The sequence below is a fragment of the Ensifer sp. Root31 genome, assembly GCF_001424825.1.
GTDB classification, from domain to species: domain Bacteria; phylum Pseudomonadota; class Alphaproteobacteria; order Rhizobiales; family Rhizobiaceae; genus Ensifer; species Ensifer canadensis.
On the sequence record NZ_LMCO01000015.1, the window covers coordinates 92,617 to 116,348 of the forward strand.

Genomic DNA, 23,732 nt, shown 5'->3' on the forward strand with positions numbered 1-23,732 from the left:
TCAACGGAACGGCGGCGAATAGAGTAGGCCGCCGGCGGTCCAGGGCTGGTTGTAGCCGCGATCGAAATTGAGCGGCGTGCCCTTGCCGACGTTGCGGTCGAAGATCTCGCCGTAGTTTCCGACCGCCTTGACGATGTTATAGGCGAACTTCGGGTCAAGCCCGATGGCTTCGCCGAGCGACGGATCAACGCCGAGGAAGCGCTTGATGCCCGGATCTTCGCTCGTAAGGAAACTGTCGACATTCTTCTGGGTGATGCCGAACTCTTCCGCCTGGATCGTGGCGTAGACGGTCCAGTTGACGATCTCCAGCCACTGGTCGTCGCCGGCGCGAATGGCCGGTGCGAGTGGTTCCTTCGACAGGCGCTCTGGCAGAAGGACATAGTCGTCCGGCTTGGAAAGCTGCGTGCGCTTGGCGGCAAGGTCGGTCGCATCCTGGGTCAGCGCATCGACGCGACCGGAATCGAGTGCCTTCAGGAATTCGCCGGTCTCTTCGATCGTCACAGGCGTAAAGGTCTTGCCGGTCTTGCGGAAGAAATCGGCGATGTTGAGTTCGCCGGTCGTGCCGCTCTGGACCCCGATCGTCGCTCCGTCGAGCTCCTCGCCCTTGCCGACACCAAGATCCTTGCGCACCAGCAGGCCCTGGCCGTCATAGAAGACCACCGGGCCGAAATGGAAGCCGAGCTTGAACGCTCTGGTCACTGTCTGGGTCACGCCGGAGAGCAGGATGTCGAATTCGCCCGATTGCAGGGCGGGGAGGCGCTGCTGCGGCGAGGAGTTGGTGAACTCGACTTTCTCGGTGTCGTTGAAGACGGTGACTGCGAGCGCGCGACCGAAATCGACGAAGAAACCCTGCCAGCGGCCGCTGCTATCCGGCGTGAAGAAGCCGGGCGTGGTGCCGACGCCCACCTTGATGAGCCCGCGTGCCTTGATCTTGTCGAGGGTCTCGCCCGCAAGGGCGGAGGAGGCGATCAGGGCTGCCGTCAGGGCCGCCGTGGCTGTAAATGCCTTTGTGAAAAATCTGCTGCCGATAGAATTTCGCTGCATGAAGAGGCTCCTGGCCATGGTGTTCGTCCGTCGCGCCGCCCGACAAATCCCGGGCCGCGACTGCCTTTATGTTTTAAATCTATAGAAAATATAGAATAGAGATGATTATGCGGAATATCTGCCATTTCGGGAAGAAATTTCTCGCCTTTCAGTGTCGGTGAAATGATTTCGATAGTTGCTGGGCCTTAACCTCGCAAAGACATTCGCACTGACTGGCTGTGTGCTCAGCTCATGATGGGCCCGCGCATTTTCTTCGGGTGACGGATGATTTTTCGTTCACCGCTGTGCGCATCTTGACCGGGCCAGGCTACGACCGGTCAAGTCTCCGGTTTGTGTGTGCTTTATTGCGGCCACTTGTTGAGATGTGCCGAAGCACCTAGCTTCCGCCCATGTGGTCCATTATCTCGTAAGCGATGCAGCTGTTTTCAGAAAAATGGTGGGAGAAGATCAGATGGGGCACGCCGACCTCGGTGGCTCTGCACCTGCTTGTCATCGCTCTGCTGCTGATCCAACTGCCGAAGGAAACGCCCAAACCGCAGGGCGAGCAGAGCATCAACGTCGAACTCGTCTCTCCACCGCAGCCCAAGCAGCAAGAGAAGCCCAAGCAGGAGGCTCAGCCGAAGAAGGAACAGCCGAAGCCACAACCGGCTCCCTCTCGTCAGCAGCCACAGGCCTTCGAGTCGGCTGCGGCCAAGATCAAGCAGGAGGCTAAAGCTGCTCAGCTTCCGCCCACTGCGAAGGCCGAGAAGAAGGATGTGGTGAACCAGCCGAAGAAGGCAGAGGCGGCCGACGCCGCCACGAAGAAGGTGGAGAAAGAGGAGGCGCAGGCGCAGAAGCAACCGGAGACGGAAAAGCCGACACCGCAGCAGCTTGCCGTCCTGTCGACCCCTGCCAACGGCGATAATAGTGCTGCTGAGAAGAAGCCGGCTGCCGAGGCGGATGCCGAGAAGGCGGTGTCCAAAGCCGATTCGGTGCCGGTGCGCAAACCTGCCGACGACAAGGAGAAAAGTGACGAGACGGAAGGCGAGGCCGAAGCGACGGCGAAGTTGCCGTCCGACCGGTTTGTCAAGGCCGAGGAGCTTTTTTCGGCGAAGTCGATCGCCGATCCGCGCGTTAAGCAGGCGATGGGCCAACTTCCGGTCAAGAAGCGTATCCTCCAACTCTGCAACATCGAGGCCCTGGAGCAGATCCGCCATCAGCGGCCGGAGGACTTTCCTGATATACTCGTGCCCTTCGGGCCATCTGGCGGGTTCATCGGCAAGGAGCAGATCGACGCAAGCGGCGGCGCCTATCGCAGCAAGGGCAATTGGTACGACGTCGACTTCAAATGCAAGGTCGATCTCGAGACGGTCGAGGTCACATCTTTCAGCTTCGCCATCGGCAACATCGTTCCGAAAACGGCTTGGAAGAGCCGCCGTCTGCCGCCCAACTGAGCCGATCTTCGAGCCGCCCGTGCTCTGCAACGCGAGACGTCCGGTCGTCTTGCGGACTTCTCATAGAACTATTCCATTTTTGCGATGCCGTTTTGTCGCAGGGCAGAGTAGCTTCCAGCCAAATAGGGCGACGGTCGTTTGCGGCGGATCGCCACTTGGCAAAATGGGGAAAAGGCTACATGTCGGCAAACACGCGCCAAAGGCTTCGCGACCTCGGATTCCGCCCAGGCGTATATGAAACCGGCTCGTTGAACGCGATTACCGACGTTGCCGGTGTAGCCGTTGGCCACGCGACTGTGGTCGAGGGCGACAGGATCCGCACGGGCGCGACTGCTATCCTTCCCCACCAGGGCAATCTGTTTCAGGACAAGGTGCCGGCGGCGCTGGCGGTCCTGAACGGCTTCGGCAAATTCGTAGGTTCGACCCAGATCGCCGAGTTGGGCGAGCTCGAAACGCCAGTTGTTCTGACCAATACGCTCGCAACCGGGCGGGCGATCGAGGCGATCAACCGTTTTACGCTGGCCCAGCCGGGCAACGAAAAGGTTGTGTCGCTCAACGCCGTCGTCGGAGAGACCAATGACTCCAGACTGAACGATATCCGCGCCGGCCGCCCGACGATCGATGAGATCGGCAAGGCAATTGCCGCGGCGGCGCCCGGTCCGGTCGAAGAGGGCGCCATCGGCGCCGGCACCGGCACGGTGGCCTTCGGTCTCAAGGGCGGGATCGGCACCAGTTCGCGCCGCGTCAAGGCGGCAGGCGAAACCTTCACAGTCGGCGTGCTGGTGCAGTCCAATTATGGCGGCCGGCTGCTGATTTGCGGGCATCCCTATGATGCGCCGTCGGGACATGATCGCGACGGCTCAATCGTCATCGTCGTCGCCACCGACGCGCCGTTGTCGGCGCGCAGCCTCGAACGGCTGGCCGAGCGCGCCTTTGGCGGCCTCACCCGCACCGGTGCCGCCCTCAGCAATGGATCCGGCGACTATGCGCTGGCATTCTCCACCGCGGAAGCTGTCCGCCGGACGCGCGAGCGGCGCACAGCGATCTCCAGCTACCCCGACCTGCCGAACGACCTGATCTCGCCGCTGTTCGAAGCGACGATCGAGGCGACAGAAGAGGCGATCCTCAATTCGCTGGTCACGGCGCAATCCACAAGCGGTTTCAATGCGGCCACCGGCAAGGTGAGTTCGGTTGAGGCGATTTCGCTCGTCCGCCTCGCAGCCCTCAAAGCCTAATTCTCTTCCCTCAGACGGAGTTACCATGTCCAACCCGACCGGCCGCATCGTTTATCTGAACGGCGAGTTCGTTTCCGAGCACGCGGCGCATCTTTCGGTCTTCGACCGCGGTTTCCTGTTCGGCGACGGGATCTATGAAGTCACCGCCGTGCTTGAAGGCAAGCTCATCGACAGCGCCCTGCATATGGCGCGGCTCGAACGCTCGTCTCGCGAGATCGACGTGCCGCTTCCGGTCCCCGTTTCGGAGATCGTCGAGATCGAGCGCCGGTTGGTGCGCGAAAACAACCTCGTCGAGGGCGTGGTCTATCTGCAGCTGACGCGCGGTGCCGAGGATCGCAACTTCCTGTTTTCAGGCGAGATCAAGCCGACGCTGCTGCTCTTCACCCAGGTCAAGACGCTCGAGCATGTGGCGGCGGTCGACAAGGGTGTTTCTGTCAAGTCGGTCGCTGACCAGCGCTGGGCACGACGCGATATCAAGAGCGTATGTCTTCTGCCGCAGGTGATGGCGAAGCGTATCGCCAAGGCCGAAGGCTGCGACGAAGCCTGGATGATCGAGGACGGGTTCGTGACCGAAGGCGCGTCCTCCACCGCCTATATCGTTACCGACGACGGTAGGATCGTTACCCGCGGCAACAGCAGTGCGACGTTGCCCGGTTGCACGCGGCTTGCCGCGCTGGAACTGGCGCGCGAGCAGGGGCTTACGATCGAGGAGCGGCCGTTTTCGCTTGATGAGGCGCTGGACGCCCGCGAGGCATGCCTGACGAGCGCGTCGAACTTCGTCGTCTCCGTGACGCGCATCGACGGCAAGCCTGTCGGCGACGGTGTGCCCGGACCGATGGTCAAGCGGCTGCGTGAACTCTATCTGGAGAACGCCCGCCGCACGGCGATTTAGCGGCCGATTAGCGGGAGGGGCAGTCGATGGGACAGGAGTGTGAAGCGCATCCTGACCGGAACCGCTTCATATCTTTCGTCAAATGGCAGCCGGCTCCTGCGTTTGCCAGATGCGGCCGACGACGGGCCGCCGGTTGTCCTTGGCGCGGTAGAGCCGGATTTCGACGCTGATATCCCAACGGGGATCGGCGGCGCGCACCAGCGCGCCGGAGGCAAGCTCTGCGGTCATCAGGCTTTCCGGCACCCAGGCGATGCCCCAGCCGGCCTGCGCCATCGCTTTCAGGCCGACGGACATGCTGCCCTCATGCACGCGCTGAAAGAGCGGCAGGTCGGCGCCGACCAGCTCTCCCAGCAATTGCCCGAAGAATGACGACTTCTCGTAGCTGATATGAGGGAAGGGCTTTGCCCCGCCCTCCAGCAGGTGCGCGGCCGCTCCCGTTTCGTTAGGCGCCGAAACCGGGATGATCTTTTCATGGCCGAGCAAGCGGTGTTCGAACGCCTGCGGGTCCAGGAGCAACGGCACCTGGGTATGGGCATAGGTCAGGAGGAAGTCGCACGAGCCATCGACCAGTGAGTTGAGGTTCTCCTCCATGCTGCCGGAGTCAGGGCGAAGCCGCGAGAAGACCGGGCCGGCCTTTTTGTTGATGCGGTTCATCCAGTCGGGAAAGAAGGTGAAGGAGAGTGTGTGGAGAGCGGTCACCTTGATCGTCTTGGCGTCCGAGCCCTCTTCCTTCTGCAGGTTTCGCCTGGATTGATAGAGGTGCTGAAGGGTCTCCTGCGCCACCGGAACGAATTTCAGGCCCGCCTCGGTCAACCGAGAGGGGTAGGTGGCGCGGTCGACAAGGCTCGCGCCGACCCAGGCTTCGAGCTGCTTGATCCGGCGGCTGAAGGCGGATTGGGTGACGTGCCGTTCGTCGGCAGCCTTCGAGAAATTGAGCGTGCTCGCCAGTGCCAGAAAGTCTTCGAGCCACTTGATTTCCAACACATGCACTCCTGAAGAACGTCATTTCCCGCCTTGCAGCGGGAACCTGACCCCTTTTAGGCACTGTTCGACAGGCTTCAAGAAAAATCAGGCCCGACGGCGGTATTCCATCATCCGAGCGCGGTTGAGCACGAGTTCCACCCTGTCGTTGCCGAGGACATGAAGGCAGACACGTTTCGACCAGGGGCCGTCATGAAGCGTGAACAGGAAGCGACCGTTGCCGAGCGCCGTCAGCGGCATGACGTTGCGCACCGGGCCAACACCCATAACCACCGCCCCGTCGCGGATCTCGAACTCTGCCCCTTCAGGGGACTGCCACACTCCGGAGAGAGACGCCGGCACAACGTGCTGGCCGGCGACGGGCAGGAACCGCCGCGCCGCATGGCCCGCCTCGCCGACAAGCGCCGATCCCTCCAGCCGCAGCCGCATCGGCGACGAGGCCGAGCGCGAGGAAACCCAGCCGTCGCCGTCGTCGTAAAGCGTGTCGTCGGCATCGAGATAGGTGCAGACGCTACCCTTGATCTCCAGCCACCAGGGACCTTGTTCGGTGATATAGAGGCCATCGGGAATGCTCGCTGCCGGCGTTGGCAGCGGCAAGCCGGTCAGCGCCGCCATGCTTTCGAGCGCGATCTTGTTGCCGTTGGTGTCCTCACGGTTGGAGACGACGACGAAGCCCGAGCGGCTTTCGGGGTCGAGCAGGAAGTAAGTCTTGTAGCCGGGGTGTGAGCCGCCATGGCCGACGAAGCTGCGTTCACCGAGCGTCGACGAGCGCAGGCCAAGGCTGTAGCCGCTCGGCCGTCCGTCCGCCAGGAAACGGGTCGTCTGCAGCCTTTCCAGCAAACCTTCGTAACGACCGTGCCCGCCCATCAATGCCTGCAACCAGGCAGTGAGTGCATTGGCGCTTCCTGTCAGGCTGCCGGAAGCGGAGATATGCAGGCCGGCGGCGGAAAGCTGCCAGCGCTCGCCAGAGTGCCAATAACCGGGCACCAGGCCCGCGACCGGATCGTTCCAGACGTCGGGCGCCTTGAAGGTGACGCCGAGTGGCCCGGCAACGTCGCTCTGGATGAAGTCGTCGAAGGCAAAGCCCTTGCGCTCCAGCGCGGCCTCGACAAGGCGATAACCGGTGTTGGAGTAGGAGACCTCGCTGCCGGCATCGAAATTCAGCCGTCGCAGACGCGCCAGAAACGCCAGAAGCGGTGCGGCCTGGGTCTCCGTGTAGACGGAGAGGCCGAGCAGGGACAGGCATTCACGGGTGTCCGGCAGGCCGCCGCTCATATCCAGCGCCTGGCCGACCGTCACGTCGGCAAGCGGCGAGACGAGTTCGGGCAGATGTTGCCCAAGCCGGTCGTCGAGCTTGATGATGTCGTCATGGCCGAGAACCATGGCACAGAAGAAATGCTTGGTGACCGAGGCATAGCGAACGACGCTTTCGGCCGAGAATGGCGCAAACGTTGCCAGGCTTTCGACGCCGCGCGCATGCGAAAAGCGGATGCCGCTATCGTCGAAACCGACGATGGCGCCGCCCGGTTCGTTCTCCGCCCACTGCTTGGCGAATCCTTCGGCTGCGGCGGATGCGGCGTGCCAATCGAAATGTGCCGGCATGTTTTCTTCCATTGTCCTAGTTGTCACCAAGGGGCGAAGTCAGGCCGGTTCTTCCAGCCCGACGCTCAGCATACGCAACTCCGTCGTATGGGCATGGTGTGTCTTGCCGGTCCTCAGGTCCTGCGCGCTCAGTTGCTCCACCATTTCGCCGTTCAGCATGACGCCGACCTGACCACAGAGATGGGCGATCACGGCCAGGTTGTGGCTGACGAGAATGTAGGTGAGGTTTCGCGCTGCGCGAAGATCGGACAATAGGTTGAGGATTTCCGCCTGCACCGAAACGTCGAGCGCGCTCGTCGGCTCGTCGAGCAGCAGCACCTGCGGGTCGGCAATCAGTGCCCGGGCGATCGCCACCCGCTGGCGCTGACCGCCGGAAAGCTGGTGCGGAAACCGGAAGCGGGCCGCCTGCGGCAGCGCCACATCGGAAAGCGCCTGGACGATCCGCTTGTCGATATTGTCCATGCCGTGCACGAGCGGCAATTCGCTGAGAATACGGTCGATCGTCTGGCGTGGATGCAGCGAGCCGTAAGGGTCCTGGAACACCATCTGCACCCGGCGGAAGAAGGCGGGTGGGCGCTTCAGTGCCGCCGCTTCACCGCCAAAGGCGATGCGACCGTCCCAGCTTTCATTGAGCCCGGCCATCGCCCTGAGGATCGTGGATTTGCCCGAGCCACTTTCGCCGACGATGCCGAAGCTGTCGCCCTTCTTCACCGAAAACGAGACACCTTTGACGACTTCGCGGTCGCCGAACCTTATGCGGAGATTTTCAACGTCGATCATGCGGTGAGCCACGATGCATCGCGGTTGAGAACAGGCAGCCGGTCCCTGGGATGCGTGAGGGAAGGCATGCAGTTGAGGAGCCCCTTGGTATAGGGGTGGCGAGCGTTCAGCAGCTCCGATGCCTTCAGCTCTTCCATCACCCGCCCGGAATACATCACCGCGACGCGGTCGCAGAAATGCGAAACAAGCGGCAGGTCGTGGCTGATGAGAATGAGGCCCATGTTGCGCTCCGACACCAATTCCTCGATCAGCCGCAGGATTTCTGCCTGCACGGTAGCATCGAGCGCGCTCGTCGGTTCGTCGGCGATCAGCAGTTCCGGATCGGGTGCCAGCATCATCGCGATCATCACCCGCTGGCCCATGCCGCCCGAGACTTCGTGCGGGTAGGCGGCGGCGACTTCGCGCGGGTTGCGGATCTTCACCTGGTCGAGAAGGTGGACTGCCGCCTCGAGCGCCTGCTTCTTGCTGCCGCCCTTGTGGGCGCGCCAGGCTTCAGACACCTGCCGGCCGATGTTCATCACCGGGTTCAGCGAGTATTTCGGATCCTGCAGGATGAAGCCCGCCCGCTTGCCGCGGATCTGCCGCATCTGCTTTTCAGAGGCTGAGAGCACGTCGATGCCGTCGAAGGACAATCGGTCGGCGGTGATCGCGGCATTGCTGGGCAACAGCTTCATCAGCGCCCGCGCTGTCAGGCTCTTTCCCGAGCCGGATTCGCCGACGATGCCGAGTTTCTCCGCGCCGAGTGAAAGCGAGATGCCGCGCACCGCCTCGAAGCGCGAGGAGCGGTTCTCGAAGGCGATGCGGAGGTTCTGGATATCAACCAGCATGGCTCAGTCTCCCTTCGGATCGAGCACGTCGCGCAACCCGTCTCCGAGGAAGTTGAAGGCGAGCGACACGAGGAAGATCGCGATGCCCGGCACGGTCGCAACCCACCACTGGTCGAAGATGAAGCGCTTGGCGGTGGCAATCATCGCGCCCCACTCGGGTGACGGCGGCTGCGCGCCCATGCCGAGGAAGCCGAGGCTTGCCGCGGTGATGATGATCGAGCTCATGTCGAGCGTGATGCGCACGATCAGGCTGGGCACGCAGAGCGGCGCTGCATGGCGCATGATGATGCGCCATGGCGACGCACCGGTCAGCCGGCAGGCGGCGATGAAATCGCTGCGGCGTACCGTCATGGTTTCGGCACGGGCGAGACGCGCATAGGGCGGCCAGGCAGTAAGCGCGATGGCGAGAACGGCGCTCTCGACACCTGGCTTCAGCGCCGCGACGAAGGCAAGCGCGAGAATGAGCCTCGGGAAGGCGAGAAACACGTCGGTGACCCGCATCAGCACCGTATCGACGATGCCGCCGAAATAACCGGCAATGCAGCCGACAGCGAGCCCGATCGGCGCCACCAGAACGACCACGGAAACCACCATGCCGAGCGTCACGCGACCGCCGAAGAGGATGCGCGAGAAGATGTCGCGGCCGAGTTCGTCGGTGCCGAGCCAATGGGCAGCACTTGGGGCGGCAAGCCGGTTGGCCAGGTTCTGGATCGCCGGATCGTGCGGCGCCAGTACCGGCGCAAACACGGCAAGCAGCGAAAAGACGAGGATGATCGTCAGCCCGATCATCGCCAGCGGGTTGGACCTGAGCTTCAGCCAGATTCGATAGCGATGACCCCAGGAGGCCTGGGTGCGGGAGGCGGGCGTTTCATCCAGCGCCCAGTTTCGAAAGGTCGTAAGCATCATCGGACGCGGGGATCCAGTACACGATAGAGAAGGTCGGCGATGAGGTTGAGGCCGACATAGATGAGGCCGATCAGCAGGGTCGCTCCGACCACGGGGTTCATGTCGGCGTTCATCAGCGACACCGTCAGGTATTGGCCGAGGCCCGGCCAGCTGAACACGGTTTCGGTAACGACGGCGCCTTCGAGAAGTCCGGCATAGGTCAGCGCCAAGACTGTCACCAGTTGCACGGCTACCGTCGGGAAGGCGTGGCTCCAGATGACGGTCGATGCGGAGAGACCCTTGGCGCGCGCGGTGATGACGAACTCGCCCTTCAGCGCATCGACCATGAAGGCTCGGGTCATGCGGGTGATGTAGGCCATGCTGAAATAGGCGAGAATGCAGACCGGCTGCGCCATGTGCGCCACGGCGTCACGGAAAGCATCCCAGTCGCCGGCGATCAGTGTATCGATCGTCAACAGGCCGGTGACCGGATCGATCATGCCGTCGAAGATCACGTCCTGGCGGCCGGGTCCCGGTGCCACGCCAAGCGTCGCGTAGAAGATCAACAGCGAGATCAGCGACAGCATGAACACCGGAACGGAATGACCGGCGAGGCAGACGACGCGGATCGCCTGATCGACGAACTTGCCCTGCCGGACGGCCGCCCAGACGCCGAGCGGAATGCCGATTGCCGCCGACAGCAGCAGCGCCGCCGTCGCCAGCTCCAGCGTAGCCGGGAAGAACCGGGCGATATCGGTCGCAACCGGGTTGCGTGTCAGGATCGAGATGCCGAGATCACCGTGCAGCAATTGCCAGAGATAACGGAAGAACTGCACGATCAGCGGCTGGTCGAGGCCCATTTCGATGCGCGCGCGGGTGATCACCGCCTCGGAGGCGTTGTCGCCGACCGCGGCAATCACCGGGTCGACGGGCATGACGCGGCCGATCATGAAGGTGACGATCGTCAGGCCGAGCAGCGTCAGGAAGACGCTGCTCAACGTGGCGGAAAAGCTTCGGATACGCTTGTTCAAGCCTTGGACGCCTCTGCATAGGAATGGGAGTCCGACAGCGTGCCGAGCCGGATGCCGGCAACAGACTTGCGGCAGGCGGCCGTGGTCGTCGTCTGCAGCATGAAGATGAAGGGGCTGTGCTCCATATGGGCGCGCTGCAGCTCCTCGTAGAGCGCGATGCGCTTTGCCGGATCCTGCTCGTCGCGGGCGGCCTCGGCCTTCTTTGCCATCTCGGCGTCCTGCCAGGATGAGCGCCACAGGAAGGGGCGCGACTTGGCATCATCCGAATTGTCGGGGTTGATGTTGAAGACGTCGGCATTGGCGTGCGGGTCGAAGTAGTCCGATCCCCAGGCCGAGAGCGCCATCTGGTGCTCACGGGCGCGCATCTTGGTCAGCACCTGGCGGTTCTCGGCCGCCTGGAGCTGCACGCGGATGCCGATTTCGGCAAGGTTTGCCTGGATCGCCTGCGCCAGATCCGGATAGGGCTGTGCCGAATAATGATCCATCACGATGTCGAAACCGCCTTCGAGGCCCGCCTCGGCCATCAGCGCCTTGGCCCTGGCCACATCCTTCGTAAACGGCGTATCGTTGACGACGCCCGGATAGCCCTCGGGCAGGAAGCTCTGGTGGATCTTGTGGGTGAGGGGCACGATGTTTTCCTGCATGCCCTTGTAGTCAAGTGCGTGCTTGATCGCCTGCCAGACCTCAGGCTTTGCGAGGTTTGCCTGCTTCTGGTTGAGCGAGATCAGCACGAGCGAGGCGACGCCCTTGCGAACCAGCGTGTAGTTCTCGTCGCCCTGCAGGGTGCGCAGCTGTTCGGAGCTGAGGTTGCGGGCGATGTCGGCGTCGCCCTTCTGCAGCATCAGCAGCTGCGACGACGGGTCGGCAACGTGGCGTAGGATGATGCGCTTGATATTGCCCTTGTAGGGGCCGTTCGGATTGACCGTCAGCGCGACGCTCTCGCTCGGCTTCCAGGACTGCAGCGCGAACTCGCCCGAACCGGCGGTGTTCTTCTGCAGCCAGGCGTTGCCGAGGTCGCCGTCGACTTCGTTTTCGAGCGCGGCCTTCTTCTCGACGATGCTGCCGACATTGGCCGAGAGGCAGTAGAGCAGGAAGGAGAGCGATGCCGGCTCCTCGAGCGTCAGGCGTAGGGTCGAAGCATCGACGGCGACGATGCGCTCTTCGACATTCTCCGGCGTGAAGCCGAACTGGGCGATGATGAAGGCCGGGCCTTTGTTCATCTTGATGGCGCGCTGCAGCGAGAAGGCCGCATCTTCTGACGTAACCGGCGCGCCGCTGGCAAAGGTTGCGCCTGCGCGAAGCTTGAAGGTGAAGACCTTGCTGTCGGCATCGGTTTCCCAGGATTCAGCCAGGATCGGGTCGACCTTGTTGGCATCATCAAGGTTGGGATGAACGAGCTTCTGGTAGATATTGCCGCAGATTTCGCTGCCGACTGCCTCGAAGCTCTCATGCGGATCGAGGCTGGTCATGTTGTCGAGCTGCTGAGCGACAACCAGAATGTCCTTCGGCGTTTCGGCGAAGGCCGGAACCAGGCTGACATAGGACAGAAACGGCACGGCAGCGCCGCCGATCAACAGGTTGCGTCTGGAAATCATCGGAAATATCCCCTTCTCGGACTTAACGTCATGCGAACGGCCGTCGTGAGGTTTTCGCAGTTCACCTCACCGCCAACCGTGTTCCCTTGTTAGTGGCCGGATTAAGCACAACATGGCTTGGTGCTACCAATTCCGATTTCGGCAGGGCCTATGCATGGTTTGCATTTGCGCCGATGGACGGCTTTCCCCTAGGGCTGTCAGATGATTATGTTCGCGCGCGACGGCCAGTTTGAGTCGTGCGCAGTCGGCCGCCGTGGGCGGCAAACAAGTTGAAAGGCGGTCCCCAATTGGCAACACAGGCGAAAATTCCGGTCTTCGATGGACATAACGATGTGTTGTCCCGCTTGTGGCACTCGCAGCAGGCAGACGCCGAGGCCCGCTTCGTTGACGGCGGCGGCAGCGGTCATATCGATCTCGTCAAGGCGGAAAAAGGTGGGCTCGCCGGTGGTCTTTGCGCTGTCTATGTCGCGTCGCCCAGCATGCAGAAGGATGCTAATGGCGATTTCGCAACGCCGGATCAGCAGGATGCGCTGAAGAGCACGCTCGGCATGGCAAGCCTGCTCATGCGGCTTGAGCGGCGAGCGAGCGGCCGTCTGAAGATCTGCCGGTCGGCAGCCGATATCCGCCAGGCCATCGCCGACGGTGTGTTCGCCTCGGTGCTCCACGTCGAAGGTGTCGAAGCCTTCGCCGCCGATCTCGATGCGCTTTACGTGCTGCACGCCGCCGGCCTGCGCACGCTCGGGCCTGTCTGGAGCCGGCCGAACATCTTTGCCTATGGTGTGCCGTTCCGTTTCCCGTCGTCGCCGGATATCGGTCCCGGCCTGACGGAAAGCGGCAAGGATCTGATCCGGGCGTGCAACGAGCTCAGGGTCATGGTCGACCTGTCGCACATGAACGAGCAGGGATTCTGGGACATTGCCGCTCTGTCCAATGCGCCGCTGGTCGCCTCGCATTCCAACGTGCATGCGCTTTGCCCGCACAGCCGCAACCTCACGGATCGCCAACTCGACGCCATCAAGGATACCGGCGGCCTTGCCGGCATCAATTTCGGCGTGTTGTTCTTGCGGTCTGATGGCATCAAGAACCCGGACACCAGCCTCGAGCTTTTGGCCGATCACATCGACTACATCGCCAACCGCATCGGCATCGATCATGTCGCGCTCGGCTCCGACTTTGACGGCACCACGATCCCCGCGGCGATGCGCGACGCGGCCGACCTGCAGCAACTGGTCGACCTGCTCCGCAAGCGAGGTTACGACGAGGCGACGCTCGCCAAGGTTTGCCACGGCAACTGGATCCGGGTGCTGGAAACGACCTGGGGCGCGTGAGATAGGGCGCGCAGCGAGCCTTATCAGTTCGCTGCGATTGCTGCTCCTGCCTCGTCGAACAGCGACGATCTCGCCGCATCAATACTGATGCCCACGGTCTCGCCGATGCGATAGGGCGTATCGGCGGGGGCGCTGACGTTGATCAACCCGAGTTTGCCGGCGCGCACGAAGACGCTGGTGTTGCCGCCAAGATATTCGCTGACCTCGACGGTGCCCCGGCAATGGCCGCTTTCGGGCGAAACCAGAGACAGATGTTCGGGCCGGGCGCCCAGATGCGCTGGCGCTGCAGCGCCGGATACTCGCAGCTGAATGCTGCCTTCGCCGGATAGGTCGAGCCCGCTAGCGCCGGGCTGGCAGGCCAGAAGGTTCATCTTCGGACTGCCGATGAACTGGGCGACAAACAGATTGGCGGGCGTCTGGTAGAGCGCCTGCGGGCTGCCCTGCTGCATGATGCGTCCGTCCTTCATCACCACGATCCTGTCGGCAAGTGTCATCGCCTCCACCTGATCGTGGGTGACGTAGATCATCGTCGCGCCGAGGGTGCGGTGCAGCTTGGCGATTTCGAGCCGCATGTCGACGCGTAGCGCCGCATCGAGATTGGAGAGCGGCTCGTCGAAGAGGAAACCGACGGGTTCGCGAACGATCGCTCGGCCGATCGCGACGCGCTGGCGCTGGCCGCCGGACAATTCCTTCGGGTAACGCTCGAGCAGGTGGGTGAGCTTCAAGGTCTCGGCGGCCGCCTCGACCTTGGCCTTGATCCGCCCAGTGGGCAGCTTTGCCAGCTTGAGGCCGAACCCCATGTTGCGGCGGACCGTCATGTGCGGGTAGAGCGCGTAGGACTGGAACACCATAGCGAGCTTGCGCTCGACCGGGGAGGCCGCAGTCACGTCGCGGCCGTCGATGAAGAGCTGGCCGGAGGTGGTCTCCTCCAGCCCGGCGATCATGCGCAGCAGTGTGGACTTACCGCAGCCGGAAGGGCCGACGATGACGACGAATTCGCCGTCGGCGATGTCGAGGTCGAGTTCGCGGATGATCTCCAGGTTGCCGTATTGCTTGCCGGCCTTTTTAAGTGAAATCGTAGCCATGGTTGTCTCCGAAATAAAGGTCAGCCCTTGACCGCGCCTGCTGTCATCGAGCCGCTGATCTGGCGATACATGATGAGGCCGAGCAGGACCGGCGGAAGCGCGCCGACGATCATCACGGCAGACGCCACGCCCCATTGCACGCCGCCGCCGCTGGCGGCGAAGAAGAACGATGCGCCGACGGTGATCGGCACGGCCTTGGAGGTCGTCAGCATCAGGCCGAACAGGAACTCGTTCCAGGCGGTGATGAAGCCGAAGATCAGGCTGGTGACGATGGCAGGGCGGCAGACAGGGGCGATCACCTTGAAGAGGATCTGCGTCCGGCTGGCGCCATCCATGAGCGCGGCCTCGTCGAGCTCGGCCGGCAGGTCACGGATGGCGTTGACGAGGATAACGAGCGCCAGCGGCAGGTTGACGATGGTCAGGATCAGCCCGAGGCCGAGACGGGTGTCGAGCAGCGCCAGCCACTGGAACATCATGTAGAGCGGGATCGCGAAGATGATGAGCGGAACGGCGCGCAGGTTGACGATGAACGGCAGCAGCGTCCGCTCGCCGAGCCGGCCGCGGGCAATCGCGTATGCCGCGGGAAGGGCGAGCGCCACCGCCAGCAACGTGCCGATCAAGGCGACCGAGAGACTGTTGAACAGATAGAGGAAGATGTTCAACCGGTCCGTCACCTGGAAGACCGCGAGATAGTTGTCGAGCGTTGGCGACTGCACCCAAAGGCCGGGATTGGTCGACAGCTCTCTGGTGCTCTTGAACGAGGTCGAAAGCGTTACCAGGATCGGAAAGTTCATGGCGAATGCGGCGATCGCAAACACCAGCCAGCGAAGCGTCGTGATCATCTTGTGGCTCCCTTTCGCCGGCTGGCAATGAAATTGAGGCCGTAAAGGACGGCAAAGGAGACGACGAACAGGATCACCGAGGCGGCGACCGCCTTGCCGATAGCGCCCTGCTTGAAGAAAGCCTCGTATATGTAGATCGACAGCGATGCGGTCGAACCGCCGGGGCCGCTGCCGGTCAGGACATACACATTGTCGAAGACGCGAAAGCCGTCGATGAAACGGATGAGCAGGGCGACGACGATCGTCGGCAGCATCAGCGGCAGCTCGATATACCACAGCCGATGGTGGCTCTTGGCACCGTCCATGGCCGAGGCTTCGGCGATCTCGGACGGGATCGCCTGATAGGCCATGTAGAACAACAGCAGCGCGAACGGCGTCCACTGCAGGGTCTCCACGACGACAAGCGTCCAGAAGGCCGAGCCGGGGCCGAGAAACGACAGGCTCGCACCGAAATAAGTCCAGAGGTAGTAGGGCACGGGGCCGACGAATTCATGCAGCACCAGCCGGTACATCAGGCCGACCAGTGCCGGCGCCACCATCAGCGGCAGCATCAGGATCGCCATCAGCCAGCTGCGCCGCTCGATCAGCGGCGACAGGAATATGGCGAGGAAAAGCCCGAGTGCGCATTCGAGTACGGCCGTCAGAAGGCCAAAGCGGAACGAGAACCAGCTTGCCTGCCAGAAGGCGCTGTCGCTCCACACGGCTACGAAATTCTCGAAGCCCGACAACTCGGGCTGACGCAACGTCTCGAACGAGACGTCGGACACCGAATAGATCAGGTTGACGATCGCTGGAAAGCCGAGAAAGACGAGCAGGAACAGCACCACTGGCGTGGCGAGCAACTTGAATTCCTGGACAAGGGGGCGTTGCGAGGCTTTCGTCATCGGACCGATCTGTGTCTACCTGTCTTAGGGTGTCGGCGGCCACGGAGAGACAGTTTCCCGGCGGGCGCCTGTCACTCCTTGACTACCGGTATTGCCGAAGGGCACCGGCGACAGTCACCCGCCGCCAGTGCTTTCGCTTATTTCAGCAGTTCGGCCATGCCCTTTTCGGTATTGGCGAGCGCGTCGTCGATCGATTGCTGGCCGGACCAGTAACCGGTGAACTCCTTGGCCTGCAGTTCATAGACCGAGAGCGCCTTGGCCGAGGTGCCGCCGTTCATGACATAACCGTACTTGCCGGCGAACTCGCCGAGCTTGACGAGGTCCGGTCGTGCCTCGGCGACTTCGGCCACCACCTCCGGCGTCAGTGCCGGTGCGCCGTTGTTTTTCGCGTAGATCAGTGCTGCTTCCTTGGACGACAGCCATTTCAGAAACAGGGCCGCCCCTTCCTTGTTCTCGGCGTTCTTGTTGAGACCGAAGCCAAGGCCGTGGATATGGGTGAAGCGCCCTTCCGGACCGGCGGGAGGGGCTACGGTATCGGTGACCTCGGCCACAGTGGGTGACTTTTCCTTACTGGTCAGATCGCCGGCGGCGGCGTTCCATTGCAGCATGGCCGCCACCTGACCGGAAGCAAAGGCCGCGTTCGCTTCCGCAAACTCGTAGGAGAGCGAGTCGCGCGGGGTTGCGCCGTTGTCATAGAGCAGCTTGTAGATTTCCAGGCCCTTGCGATAGGCGTCGGAATTGACGGTGATCTTGCCGCTGTCGTCCATCCAGTTGGCGCCGTAGGCACGCGGCACCGACTGCCAGATCATGATGTTGAACAGCAGGTTCTTGAGCTGCAGCACGGTGCCGTAGCGCGTCGGGCTGTCCGGATTGACGGCTTGCGTGAAGTAAAGCGCCGTTGCGGCATAGTCGTCCCAGGTCCATTCGTCCGGAGCCTTCGGCTCCAGCTTCTTGCCCAGGTATTTCTCCGAGATCTCCGCATATTTCGCCTTTGCCGCATCGTCCTTCATCAGGGCGTCGATGAGGTCCTTGCGGAAATACATGAAATGCAGCGACAGGTCGGTCGGCACGCCGTACTGCTTGCCTTCATACTGCATCGTCGAAAGCACCGAGTCGCCATAGACGGCCTTGGCCTCTTCAGACAGTACGACCGGCTCCATGAACGGCGCGTAGCGGCCGATCGAGTAGGTGGCGAGCAGGTTGAGGTCGAATGCCTTGGAGCCGGCGGCAAGGTCGGCCTGCAGCTTGTCCCAGAAGCCCTCACGGTTGAAGAACAGCAGCTCGACCTTGTCCTTGTCGGCAACGTCGGGCTTTGCGTTGTAGGTGTCAGCGGCGGCGCGCAGCGCCACTTCCTCCGGGCCGCCGGGCCAGCCGAGCACGGTGACTTCTGCCAGTGTCGGGCTTGCCAGAAGGCCGGCGATACTGGCTGCGAGCAGCGCTCCTCGTTTCATGGTCGCAAGTGTCATCTTTGGTTCTCCCTCAAAGTTGTTGTTGACGCTCTGCAAGATCTGCGATTCCGACCACGCCAGCGTTCTCCCCGAGTTCGGCGGCGTGGATCGATGGCTTGAGGCGCGGCGGAAGGTCGCCCAGCGCGCGCTCGATGGATGTCAGGTAGCCCGGCGCCAGCCCAATGCCGCCGCCGATGACGATGCGCTTCGGATCGAGCGCGAGTTGAATATTGCGGCACAGCAAAGCCGTTTGGCGTGCCGAGGCCTCGACGATCCGGCGCGCCCACTCCTGCCCGGCGTCGGCCGCTGCAAAGACCTCGCGGGCGGTGGCATCCTTTTGATGGACGCTGGCCTCCCCGGCTATCCAATGGCCGGAAACCTGGCCTTCGAGCGTATGGTGCGTCGCCTCATCAAGGCGGAACTGGCCAAAGTGCCCGGCAAGGCCCCCGAGCAGACGGCCGTTGACGACGATGCCGCCACCAATGCCTGTTGAAACCGTGAGGAAAACCATGTCCTCGCGCCGGCCGGCGCCGAAGCTGAACTCGCCCCAGGCCGCCGCCTGGGCGTCGTTGGCGGCAAGGACGGGCGAGCCCGAAAGTGCCGCGACCACGTCGGTCAGCGGGAAGCGATCGGGGATATCGAGCGTGTTGCGGTTGAGCGCCGACCAATGGCCATCGTCGACGATGCCAGTAACGGCGACGCCGACCTTGTCGTAGCGACCGTTCCACATGGTGATGGCGTCGAACAAAGCCTGCAGCCATTCGGCCGGATCGCCGCCGCGGGGTGTCGCCATCTTGTGCGTTTCGAGAACGGTCCGGTCGCGCACCAGCGCCGCCAGCATCTTCGTGCCGCCAAGGTCGATGGAGAGGGTGGCCTGCGCCTGCGCCATCACATTCATGCCCCGCTCGATGCCAGGGTTTCGTCGAGCGCTGTGCGAAACCAGGAGGTCACGTGTTCCGGCCGGGTAATGGCGGAGCCGACAACGACGGTGAAGGCGCCGACCCGCAGCGCTTGCGACGCCTGTTCCGGGGTGCGGACGCAGCCTTCCGCAACGACGAAGGGTGTGAGCCTGCGCATGGCGGCAATGAGCGCGAAGTCCGGTTCGGTCGGCTCCACCGGTCCGGTGTAGCCGGCGAGTGTCGAGCCGACGATTTCGGCGCCTTCGCGCAAGGCCTGCGCTGCGTCGCTGCTGACAGAGCAATCGGCCATGGCGATCTTTCCTGTTGCCTGGATGCGCTCGATCAGGCGCCTGGTCTCGACCGGGCGCGTCCGTTGCGTGGCGTCATAGGCGATGATATCCGCGCCCGCCGCGGCCAATGCATCTACATCCTCGATCAGCGGCGTGATGCGAACAGGCGAGGTCGTCAGGTCGCGCTTGACGAGGCCGATGATCGGCCGGTCGGTCGCCTGGCGAACGGCGCGGACGTAGTCGGCAGATTCGATCCGGAGCGCCGCCGCACCGCCATTAAGCGCCGCCAAGGCGAAGCCGACGACCATCGCCGCGTTGTCCATGACGCCGCCTTTGACCGGCTGGCAGGAAACGATCAGTCCGTTCTTCAGGCTTTGGATCTCGAATGTCACGCCGGCTCCTCTGGCGCGGGTAACGACCTTTGGCGATATCAGCCGCTCCCCGCACGCATTTGCTACTCGGCCGCATCATGGCTTTGAGGCTGTGTCAGCCCGTACCGTTGCGACCCGATCAGGCCATTACGGTAACAGGGCAAGACCAGATTGCAACAGGAAGTAAACTGGTATTATCGCATCAATTCGATGACGAAGTCGTAGACGTCGCCGCGATATTTGGTCTGGGTAAACTCGACGATCTGGCCGTCGGCGAGGAAGCAGCGGCGCTCCATGATCAAAAGGCTGGTGCCTTCGGGTGTCGCGAGCAGGCGGCGTTCTTCCTCGCTCGCCGGCTTTGCCTGCATGCGCTGCAGCGCCCGGACGGGAAGGGCGCCATGGGCGGCCAGATACTCGTAGAGCGAGGCGCCGATCGCCTCAGGCTGCGGCACGAAACGGGCGGGGAGTGCCGCGGTCTCGATGGCAATCGGGGTGTTGTCGGCGGTGCGCAGCCGCCGCAGGCGAACGATCTTTTCGCTGACGGGAATGCCGAGCGCCATCATCTCTGCCGGCGACGGGCGGCTGATCTCCCGCGAAATCCAGACGCATCCGGGTTCGAGCCCGCGCGACCGCATATCCTCCGAAAAGCTTGTCATCGTCGCCAGCGATTTTTCGACACGCGAAGAGACGACGGTCTTTGCGCCCTGGCGCCGATCCAATAGCCCTTCGGCGACCAGGCCCTCAATGGCTTTTCTCACTGTCACGCGCGATATCGCCAGACCCTCGCTCAGGTCCCGCTCGCTCGGAATGACTGCACCATGCCGTATGACGGAGGCGCCGATCGCCGCCTTGATCGCTTCGCCGAGCCGGCGGTAGAGCGGCTCGCCGCTCTCGCCGGACATGGTCTGCAACAGAAAATCGAGAGTTGCTTGATCGCTCATGGAGACACCTGCTTGAGATGCCTCCTTATGCAATATTTTTGCCCGGTGTTAAACTGGTATTGTACTGGGGGCCGAATTTTACGGCTTTTACCAAGCCGGTGCACGGCTCGACCGTTTATCAAGCCAGACTCAACGTCTGGCCTGCGGTGCCTGCACGATCGCCGCGACGATGAGGCGTACCAGTGGCAGCACGAGCAGCAGGCTTGGAAACGCCACCAGCCACGAAATGCCCCAGGCCTTCATCCACAGGGAGAACAGATCGGCTCTGAAGCCGGCATTGGCCGTGGTCGAGACGGCCGAGACGAGGCAGGACATCAGCACCGACAGCACCAGTGGCATGGCGACGGCGTTATAGCGCGGAGGAAGTTTCTTCGGCATTTGGGTCATGCTCCGGTTTCAAGGTTCAGGCGTGGGGCTGAAGGCGGGGATTGGCGCCGGCCGCCAGCTCTTCGATGAAGGACTGCAGGCTCCGGGGTTCCCGCCCAAGAGCGGCCCTGAGCGACAGGCTGTTGCCGCCAAGGCCGACGGCTGCGTAGTGCTCATAAACCTTGGCGAGCAGGCCTAGCTGGTGCTCGGTGTATTTTGCCCGCGCCGGAGCGGCCCATTCGTGGAAGCCGATCTCACCGGCCGCGATCGGCCGGCCAAGCGCCTTTGCCATCATCTCGGCGATCTCTTCCCTGTTGTGGCGACCATCGGCGCAGAGCTCGAGGCTGGCGTAGGCGAGCCGGTCCTCGGTCAGCGCGATCGCCGCCACCTCGGCGACGTCACGATAGTCGACGCGTGCCACACGCGCGGTCTTCGGAAAGGGTTCGGAAAAGACGCCCTGTTCGACGACGGTCGGCCAGGCTGAGCGGATGTTCTGCATGAAGTTTGCCGGGTGCAGGATGGTGTATTCGAGATTGGACGAATAGAGCGCATCCTCGACCGGTATCTTGGCAGCATGGTTCTTCAGCCGCGTGTTCGTCGGCTGAATGACCGAGGAGAAGAGGAACTTCCTCACGCCCGCACGGACCGACGCGTCGACCATCGCGATGCCCATCGCCGTTTCGTCCGGCGCGAAAGCCGGTCCGAGATGAAAGACGCCGTCGACGCCCTGCAGTGCGATGTCGAGGCTGTCGCGATCTCTAAGGTCGCCGACCGCAACCTGTCGGGCGCCAAGTGATTGCGCCAGGCCGATATTGGACTGATCCCTGATCAGGGCGCGCAAGACGGCGCCGCGGCGGACCAGTTCGGGCATGACAGGCCCGGCAAACCGGCCGGTTGCCCCGACGACAAGTATCCTATTTCCGGTCGCTTTCTTGCCTCTCGCTGTCATGCGATTTCGCCTTCCTGTGCTCGTCACTTCAATGTGAACGCAGATTATCGTTCGGCAAAAATTTGGACAATCATCCAAAAATGTGATTTATTCTCTACAAAAGCGGGATAATGGAATGAGCCGTATCGAAGACCTGGAAGTGTTCGTCGCCGTGGTGGAACTCGGCAGCCTGACGGCGGCGGCCAGCCGTCTTGCGCGGCCGTTGCAAACCGTCAGCCGTGCGCTTGCCGCTCTTGAAGACGATATTGGCGTGGAACTCATCCACCGCACGACGCGCCGCTCGACGCCGAGCGAGGCTGGCGAAATCTTCTATCGCCGGATCAAACCTGCCGTCGATGAAATCCGCGAAGCCAGGCTTGAGGCGGCACAGCGACGGATGGAGCCTTCAGGCGTGCTGCGGATCGGCGCGCCAGCGCTGTTTGCCCCGCGCTTCCTGATGCCGATCGTCGCCGAGTACATGCGGAAACATCGAAAGGTCGAGGTCGAACTCGACCTTTCCGATGCGTTCGTCGACCTCGCAGACGGCGGGCTCGACATGGTGGTGCGGATTGGAGACCTTGCTGACTCCGGTCTGATGGGAAAGCGATTGGGCGCGCTGCGCCGTGTGGTTTTCGGCACGCCGTCCTATTTCGCCGACCATGGCCGGCCGATGCATCCAAATGAACTCAAGCAGCACAATTGTGTCGTTCGTTCAGGTGGCGACCGGCCCGGCGCGTGGATGTTCTCGATCGACGGCAAGCCGCGTGAGGTCAAAGTAGCCGGCCCGTTGCGGGTAAACGCCATGACGGCAATCTATGCCGCCGTCTGCGAGGGGCTCGGTCTTGGCTACTCTCCGCTCTGGCAGATCGAGCACTTGATCGCCGAGGGTCGGGTCGAGATTGTACTTCAAGAGTTCGAGCCTGCGCCCGTTCCGATCCACGTGCTGTGGCGCGAGGGCAGGGTGCCGACGGCAAAGGTCCGGACATTTATCGACCTCCTCAGCAAACGGCTCAAACTCGATCATCTCTGACGGAGGCTGCGCACCTGCCGTCTACTTCGCGAACTTCTTTGCGCCGGCTACGCACAGCACGATGGCGCCGGTGACAGCCAGCATAGCCCAGCTAACCGGCTCGTGGAGAAGCGCTGCAGCAAGCGTGAGGCCGAAGAACGGTTGAAGCAGCTGCAACTGTCCGACGCCGGCGACGCCGCCAAGCGCGAGTCCGCGATACCAGAAGACGAAGCCGATCAGCATGCTGAAGACCGAGACATAGGCAAGCCCGGTCCAGGCCGCGCCATTCACCATCTCGAAGGACGGCGGGTTCGTGAAGAGGCCGATACCGATCATGACCGGCAGCGACAGTACCAGCGCCCAGCAGATCACTTGCCAGCCGCCGAGCTTGCGCGACAGGCTTGCTCCCTCGGCATAACCAAGACCGCAGACGATGATTGCGGCAAGCATCAGGAGGTCGCCGACCGGCGAGGCCGAAAAGCCCTGCGTGAGCGCGAAACCGGCAACCAGTGCACTGCCGAGGCAGGAAAACAGCCAGAAGGCCGGATGCGGTCGCTCGCCGCCGCGAAGCACGCCGAAGACTGCGGTCGCCAAGGGCAACAATCCGACGAAGACGATCGAATGGGCCGATGTCACATGCTCAAGCGCCAGCGCGGTCAGCAGCGGAAAACCGAGTACGACGCCGAAGGCAACGATCGCCAACGAGAAGAGATCGGCACGTGTCGGCTTGGGTTGGCGAAAGACAAGGAGCAGGCAGAGCGCAAGTGCACCGGCGATGGCCGCGCGCGCGACCGTCAGGAACACCGGGTCGAAGTCCATGACGGCAGCGCGTGTGGCCGGCAGCGAGCCGCTGAAAATCAACACACCCAGAAAGCCGTTTATCCAGCCGGTCGTCGTTCTGTCCATTGTCGTCTCCAATGAAAGAACACAAGGGGCAAAACGCCTTCGATTGGCGGCTTTTCCTTGGGTTCGGTTGGTTATTGATCGGCATTTTCGCCGATCGGCTAAATCTCTTCCTTCCGCGCGACAGGCATCT

Annotated in this window: 23 protein-coding genes; 5 read left to right on the forward strand and 18 right to left on the reverse strand. The window is 62.7% G+C overall.

All coding sequences use genetic code 11. The features are described 5' to 3' along the window. A complete protein-coding gene (locus ASD00_RS16225) occupies window positions 1-1,044 on the reverse strand; it encodes an amino acid ABC transporter substrate-binding protein (RefSeq protein WP_038577778.1) in 1,044 nt (347 codons plus the stop codon). 413 nt (window positions 1,045-1,457) lie between these two features. Here ASD00_RS16225 and ASD00_RS16230 point away from each other — a divergent pair, with 413 nt between their 5' ends. The 3 genes from ASD00_RS16230 (at window position 1,458) to ASD00_RS16240 (ending at window position 4,604) form a co-directional block, all read left to right on the forward strand. After that, complete coding sequence (locus ASD00_RS16230; protein WP_063963278.1) at window positions 1,458-2,477, forward strand: DUF930 domain-containing protein; 1,020 nt, start codon at window positions 1,458-1,460, stop codon at window positions 2,475-2,477. Between the two features lie 179 nt (window positions 2,478-2,656). Continuing rightward, window positions 2,657-3,712, forward strand: coding sequence for a P1 family peptidase (locus ASD00_RS16235; RefSeq protein WP_057207559.1), 1,056 nt, complete (start codon window positions 2,657-2,659; stop codon window positions 3,710-3,712). 25 nt (window positions 3,713-3,737) lie between these two features. Next, window positions 3,738-4,604 carry a D-amino-acid transaminase gene (locus ASD00_RS16240; protein ID WP_057207560.1) on the forward strand — a complete coding sequence of 289 codons (867 nt, stop codon included), beginning with the start codon at window positions 3,738-3,740 and terminating at the stop codon, window positions 4,602-4,604. Window positions 4,605-4,682: 78 nt separating this feature from the next. On the opposite strand, the gene ASD00_RS16245 is transcribed toward ASD00_RS16240, so the two are convergent. The 7 genes from ASD00_RS16245 to ASD00_RS16275 form a co-directional block, all read right to left on the reverse strand. Beyond that, on the reverse strand, window positions 4,683-5,585 hold the full coding sequence (locus ASD00_RS16245; RefSeq protein ID WP_057207561.1) for a LysR substrate-binding domain-containing protein: 903 nt from the start codon (window positions 5,583-5,585) through the stop codon (window positions 4,683-4,685). A gap of 87 nt (window positions 5,586-5,672) precedes the next feature. Beyond that, complete coding sequence (locus tag ASD00_RS16250) at window positions 5,673-7,187, reverse strand: serine hydrolase domain-containing protein (protein WP_057207578.1); 1,515 nt, start codon at window positions 7,185-7,187, stop codon at window positions 5,673-5,675. Window positions 7,188-7,226: 39 nt separating this feature from the next. Beyond that, complete coding sequence (locus tag ASD00_RS16255; protein WP_057207562.1) at window positions 7,227-7,967, reverse strand: ABC transporter ATP-binding protein; 741 nt, start codon at window positions 7,965-7,967, stop codon at window positions 7,227-7,229. After that, entirely contained in the window at window positions 7,964-8,794 is an 831-nt protein-coding gene (locus tag ASD00_RS16260; RefSeq protein ID WP_057207563.1) for an ABC transporter ATP-binding protein, read from the reverse strand. Before ASD00_RS16260 ends, ASD00_RS16255 begins: the two co-directional genes overlap by 4 nt. A gap of 3 nt (window positions 8,795-8,797) precedes the next feature. Beyond that, window positions 8,798-9,700 (reverse strand): nickel transporter permease, encoded by a 903-nt coding sequence (gene nikC, locus ASD00_RS16265; RefSeq protein ID WP_057207564.1) that lies wholly within the window; start codon window positions 9,698-9,700, stop codon window positions 8,798-8,800. Continuing rightward, the gene (locus ASD00_RS16270) at window positions 9,697-10,710 is read right to left on the reverse strand and encodes an ABC transporter permease (RefSeq protein WP_057207565.1); all 1,014 of its coding nucleotides are present in this window, start codon (window positions 10,708-10,710) and stop codon (window positions 9,697-9,699) included. Before ASD00_RS16270 ends, nikC begins: the two co-directional genes overlap by 4 nt. Then, the gene (locus tag ASD00_RS16275; protein WP_057207566.1) at window positions 10,707-12,305 is read right to left on the reverse strand and encodes an ABC transporter substrate-binding protein; all 1,599 of its coding nucleotides are present in this window, start codon (window positions 12,303-12,305) and stop codon (window positions 10,707-10,709) included. Before ASD00_RS16275 ends, ASD00_RS16270 begins: the two co-directional genes overlap by 4 nt. A gap of 287 nt (window positions 12,306-12,592) precedes the next feature. Here ASD00_RS16275 and ASD00_RS16280 point away from each other — a divergent pair, with 287 nt between their 5' ends. After that, window positions 12,593-13,633, forward strand: a complete 1,041-nt coding sequence (locus ASD00_RS16280) for a dipeptidase (protein ID WP_057207567.1) — start codon at window positions 12,593-12,595, stop codon at window positions 13,631-13,633. A gap of 23 nt (window positions 13,634-13,656) precedes the next feature. On the opposite strand, the gene ASD00_RS16285 is transcribed toward ASD00_RS16280, so the two are convergent. The 9 genes from ASD00_RS16285 to ASD00_RS16325 all read right to left on the reverse strand — a co-directional run bounded on the left by ASD00_RS16285 (window position 13,657) and on the right by ASD00_RS16325 (window position 21,708). Continuing rightward, the gene (locus ASD00_RS16285) at window positions 13,657-14,718 is read right to left on the reverse strand and encodes an ABC transporter ATP-binding protein (protein ID WP_025428402.1); all 1,062 of its coding nucleotides are present in this window, start codon (window positions 14,716-14,718) and stop codon (window positions 13,657-13,659) included. A 20-nt stretch (window positions 14,719-14,738) separates the two neighbouring features. After that, window positions 14,739-15,560, reverse strand: coding sequence for a carbohydrate ABC transporter permease (locus ASD00_RS16290; protein WP_057207568.1), 822 nt, complete (start codon window positions 15,558-15,560; stop codon window positions 14,739-14,741). Further along, on the reverse strand, window positions 15,557-16,444 hold the full coding sequence (locus tag ASD00_RS16295) for a sugar ABC transporter permease (RefSeq protein ID WP_057207569.1): 888 nt from the start codon (window positions 16,442-16,444) through the stop codon (window positions 15,557-15,559). Before ASD00_RS16295 ends, ASD00_RS16290 begins: the two co-directional genes overlap by 4 nt. 137 nt (window positions 16,445-16,581) lie before the next feature. Further along, complete coding sequence (locus ASD00_RS16300) at window positions 16,582-17,895, reverse strand: extracellular solute-binding protein (protein WP_244496068.1); 1,314 nt, start codon at window positions 17,893-17,895, stop codon at window positions 16,582-16,584. 28 nt (window positions 17,896-17,923) lie between these two features. After that, window positions 17,924-18,790, reverse strand: a complete 867-nt coding sequence (locus tag ASD00_RS41740; protein WP_244496067.1) for an ROK family protein — start codon at window positions 18,788-18,790, stop codon at window positions 17,924-17,926. Then, window positions 18,787-19,473, reverse strand: coding sequence for a putative N-acetylmannosamine-6-phosphate 2-epimerase (locus ASD00_RS41745; protein ID WP_038577785.1), 687 nt, complete (start codon window positions 19,471-19,473; stop codon window positions 18,787-18,789). Before ASD00_RS41745 ends, ASD00_RS41740 begins: the two co-directional genes overlap by 4 nt. A gap of 173 nt (window positions 19,474-19,646) precedes the next feature. Continuing rightward, the gene (locus ASD00_RS16315) at window positions 19,647-20,393 is read right to left on the reverse strand and encodes a GntR family transcriptional regulator (protein ID WP_025428406.1); all 747 of its coding nucleotides are present in this window, start codon (window positions 20,391-20,393) and stop codon (window positions 19,647-19,649) included. A gap of 129 nt (window positions 20,394-20,522) precedes the next feature. After that, window positions 20,523-20,771, reverse strand: coding sequence for a DUF2798 domain-containing protein (locus ASD00_RS16320; protein ID WP_198956878.1), 249 nt, complete (start codon window positions 20,769-20,771; stop codon window positions 20,523-20,525). Window positions 20,772-20,796: 25 nt separating this feature from the next. After that, the gene (locus tag ASD00_RS16325) at window positions 20,797-21,708 is read right to left on the reverse strand and encodes an NmrA/HSCARG family protein (protein ID WP_057207571.1); all 912 of its coding nucleotides are present in this window, start codon (window positions 21,706-21,708) and stop codon (window positions 20,797-20,799) included. Window positions 21,709-21,823: 115 nt separating this feature from the next. Between ASD00_RS16325 and ASD00_RS16330 the strand changes: the two genes are divergently transcribed. After that, window positions 21,824-22,717: a LysR family transcriptional regulator gene (locus tag ASD00_RS16330; protein ID WP_025428408.1), complete on the forward strand. Its 894-nt coding sequence runs from the start codon at window positions 21,824-21,826 to the stop codon at window positions 22,715-22,717. Window positions 22,718-22,738: 21 nt separating this feature from the next. Here the strand turns inward: ASD00_RS16330 and ASD00_RS16335 are convergent, their stop codons facing one another. Further along, window positions 22,739-23,602 carry a DMT family transporter gene (locus tag ASD00_RS16335; protein WP_025428409.1) on the reverse strand — a complete coding sequence of 288 codons (864 nt, stop codon included), beginning with the start codon at window positions 23,600-23,602 and terminating at the stop codon, window positions 22,739-22,741. Window positions 23,603-23,732 lie beyond the last annotated feature (130 nt).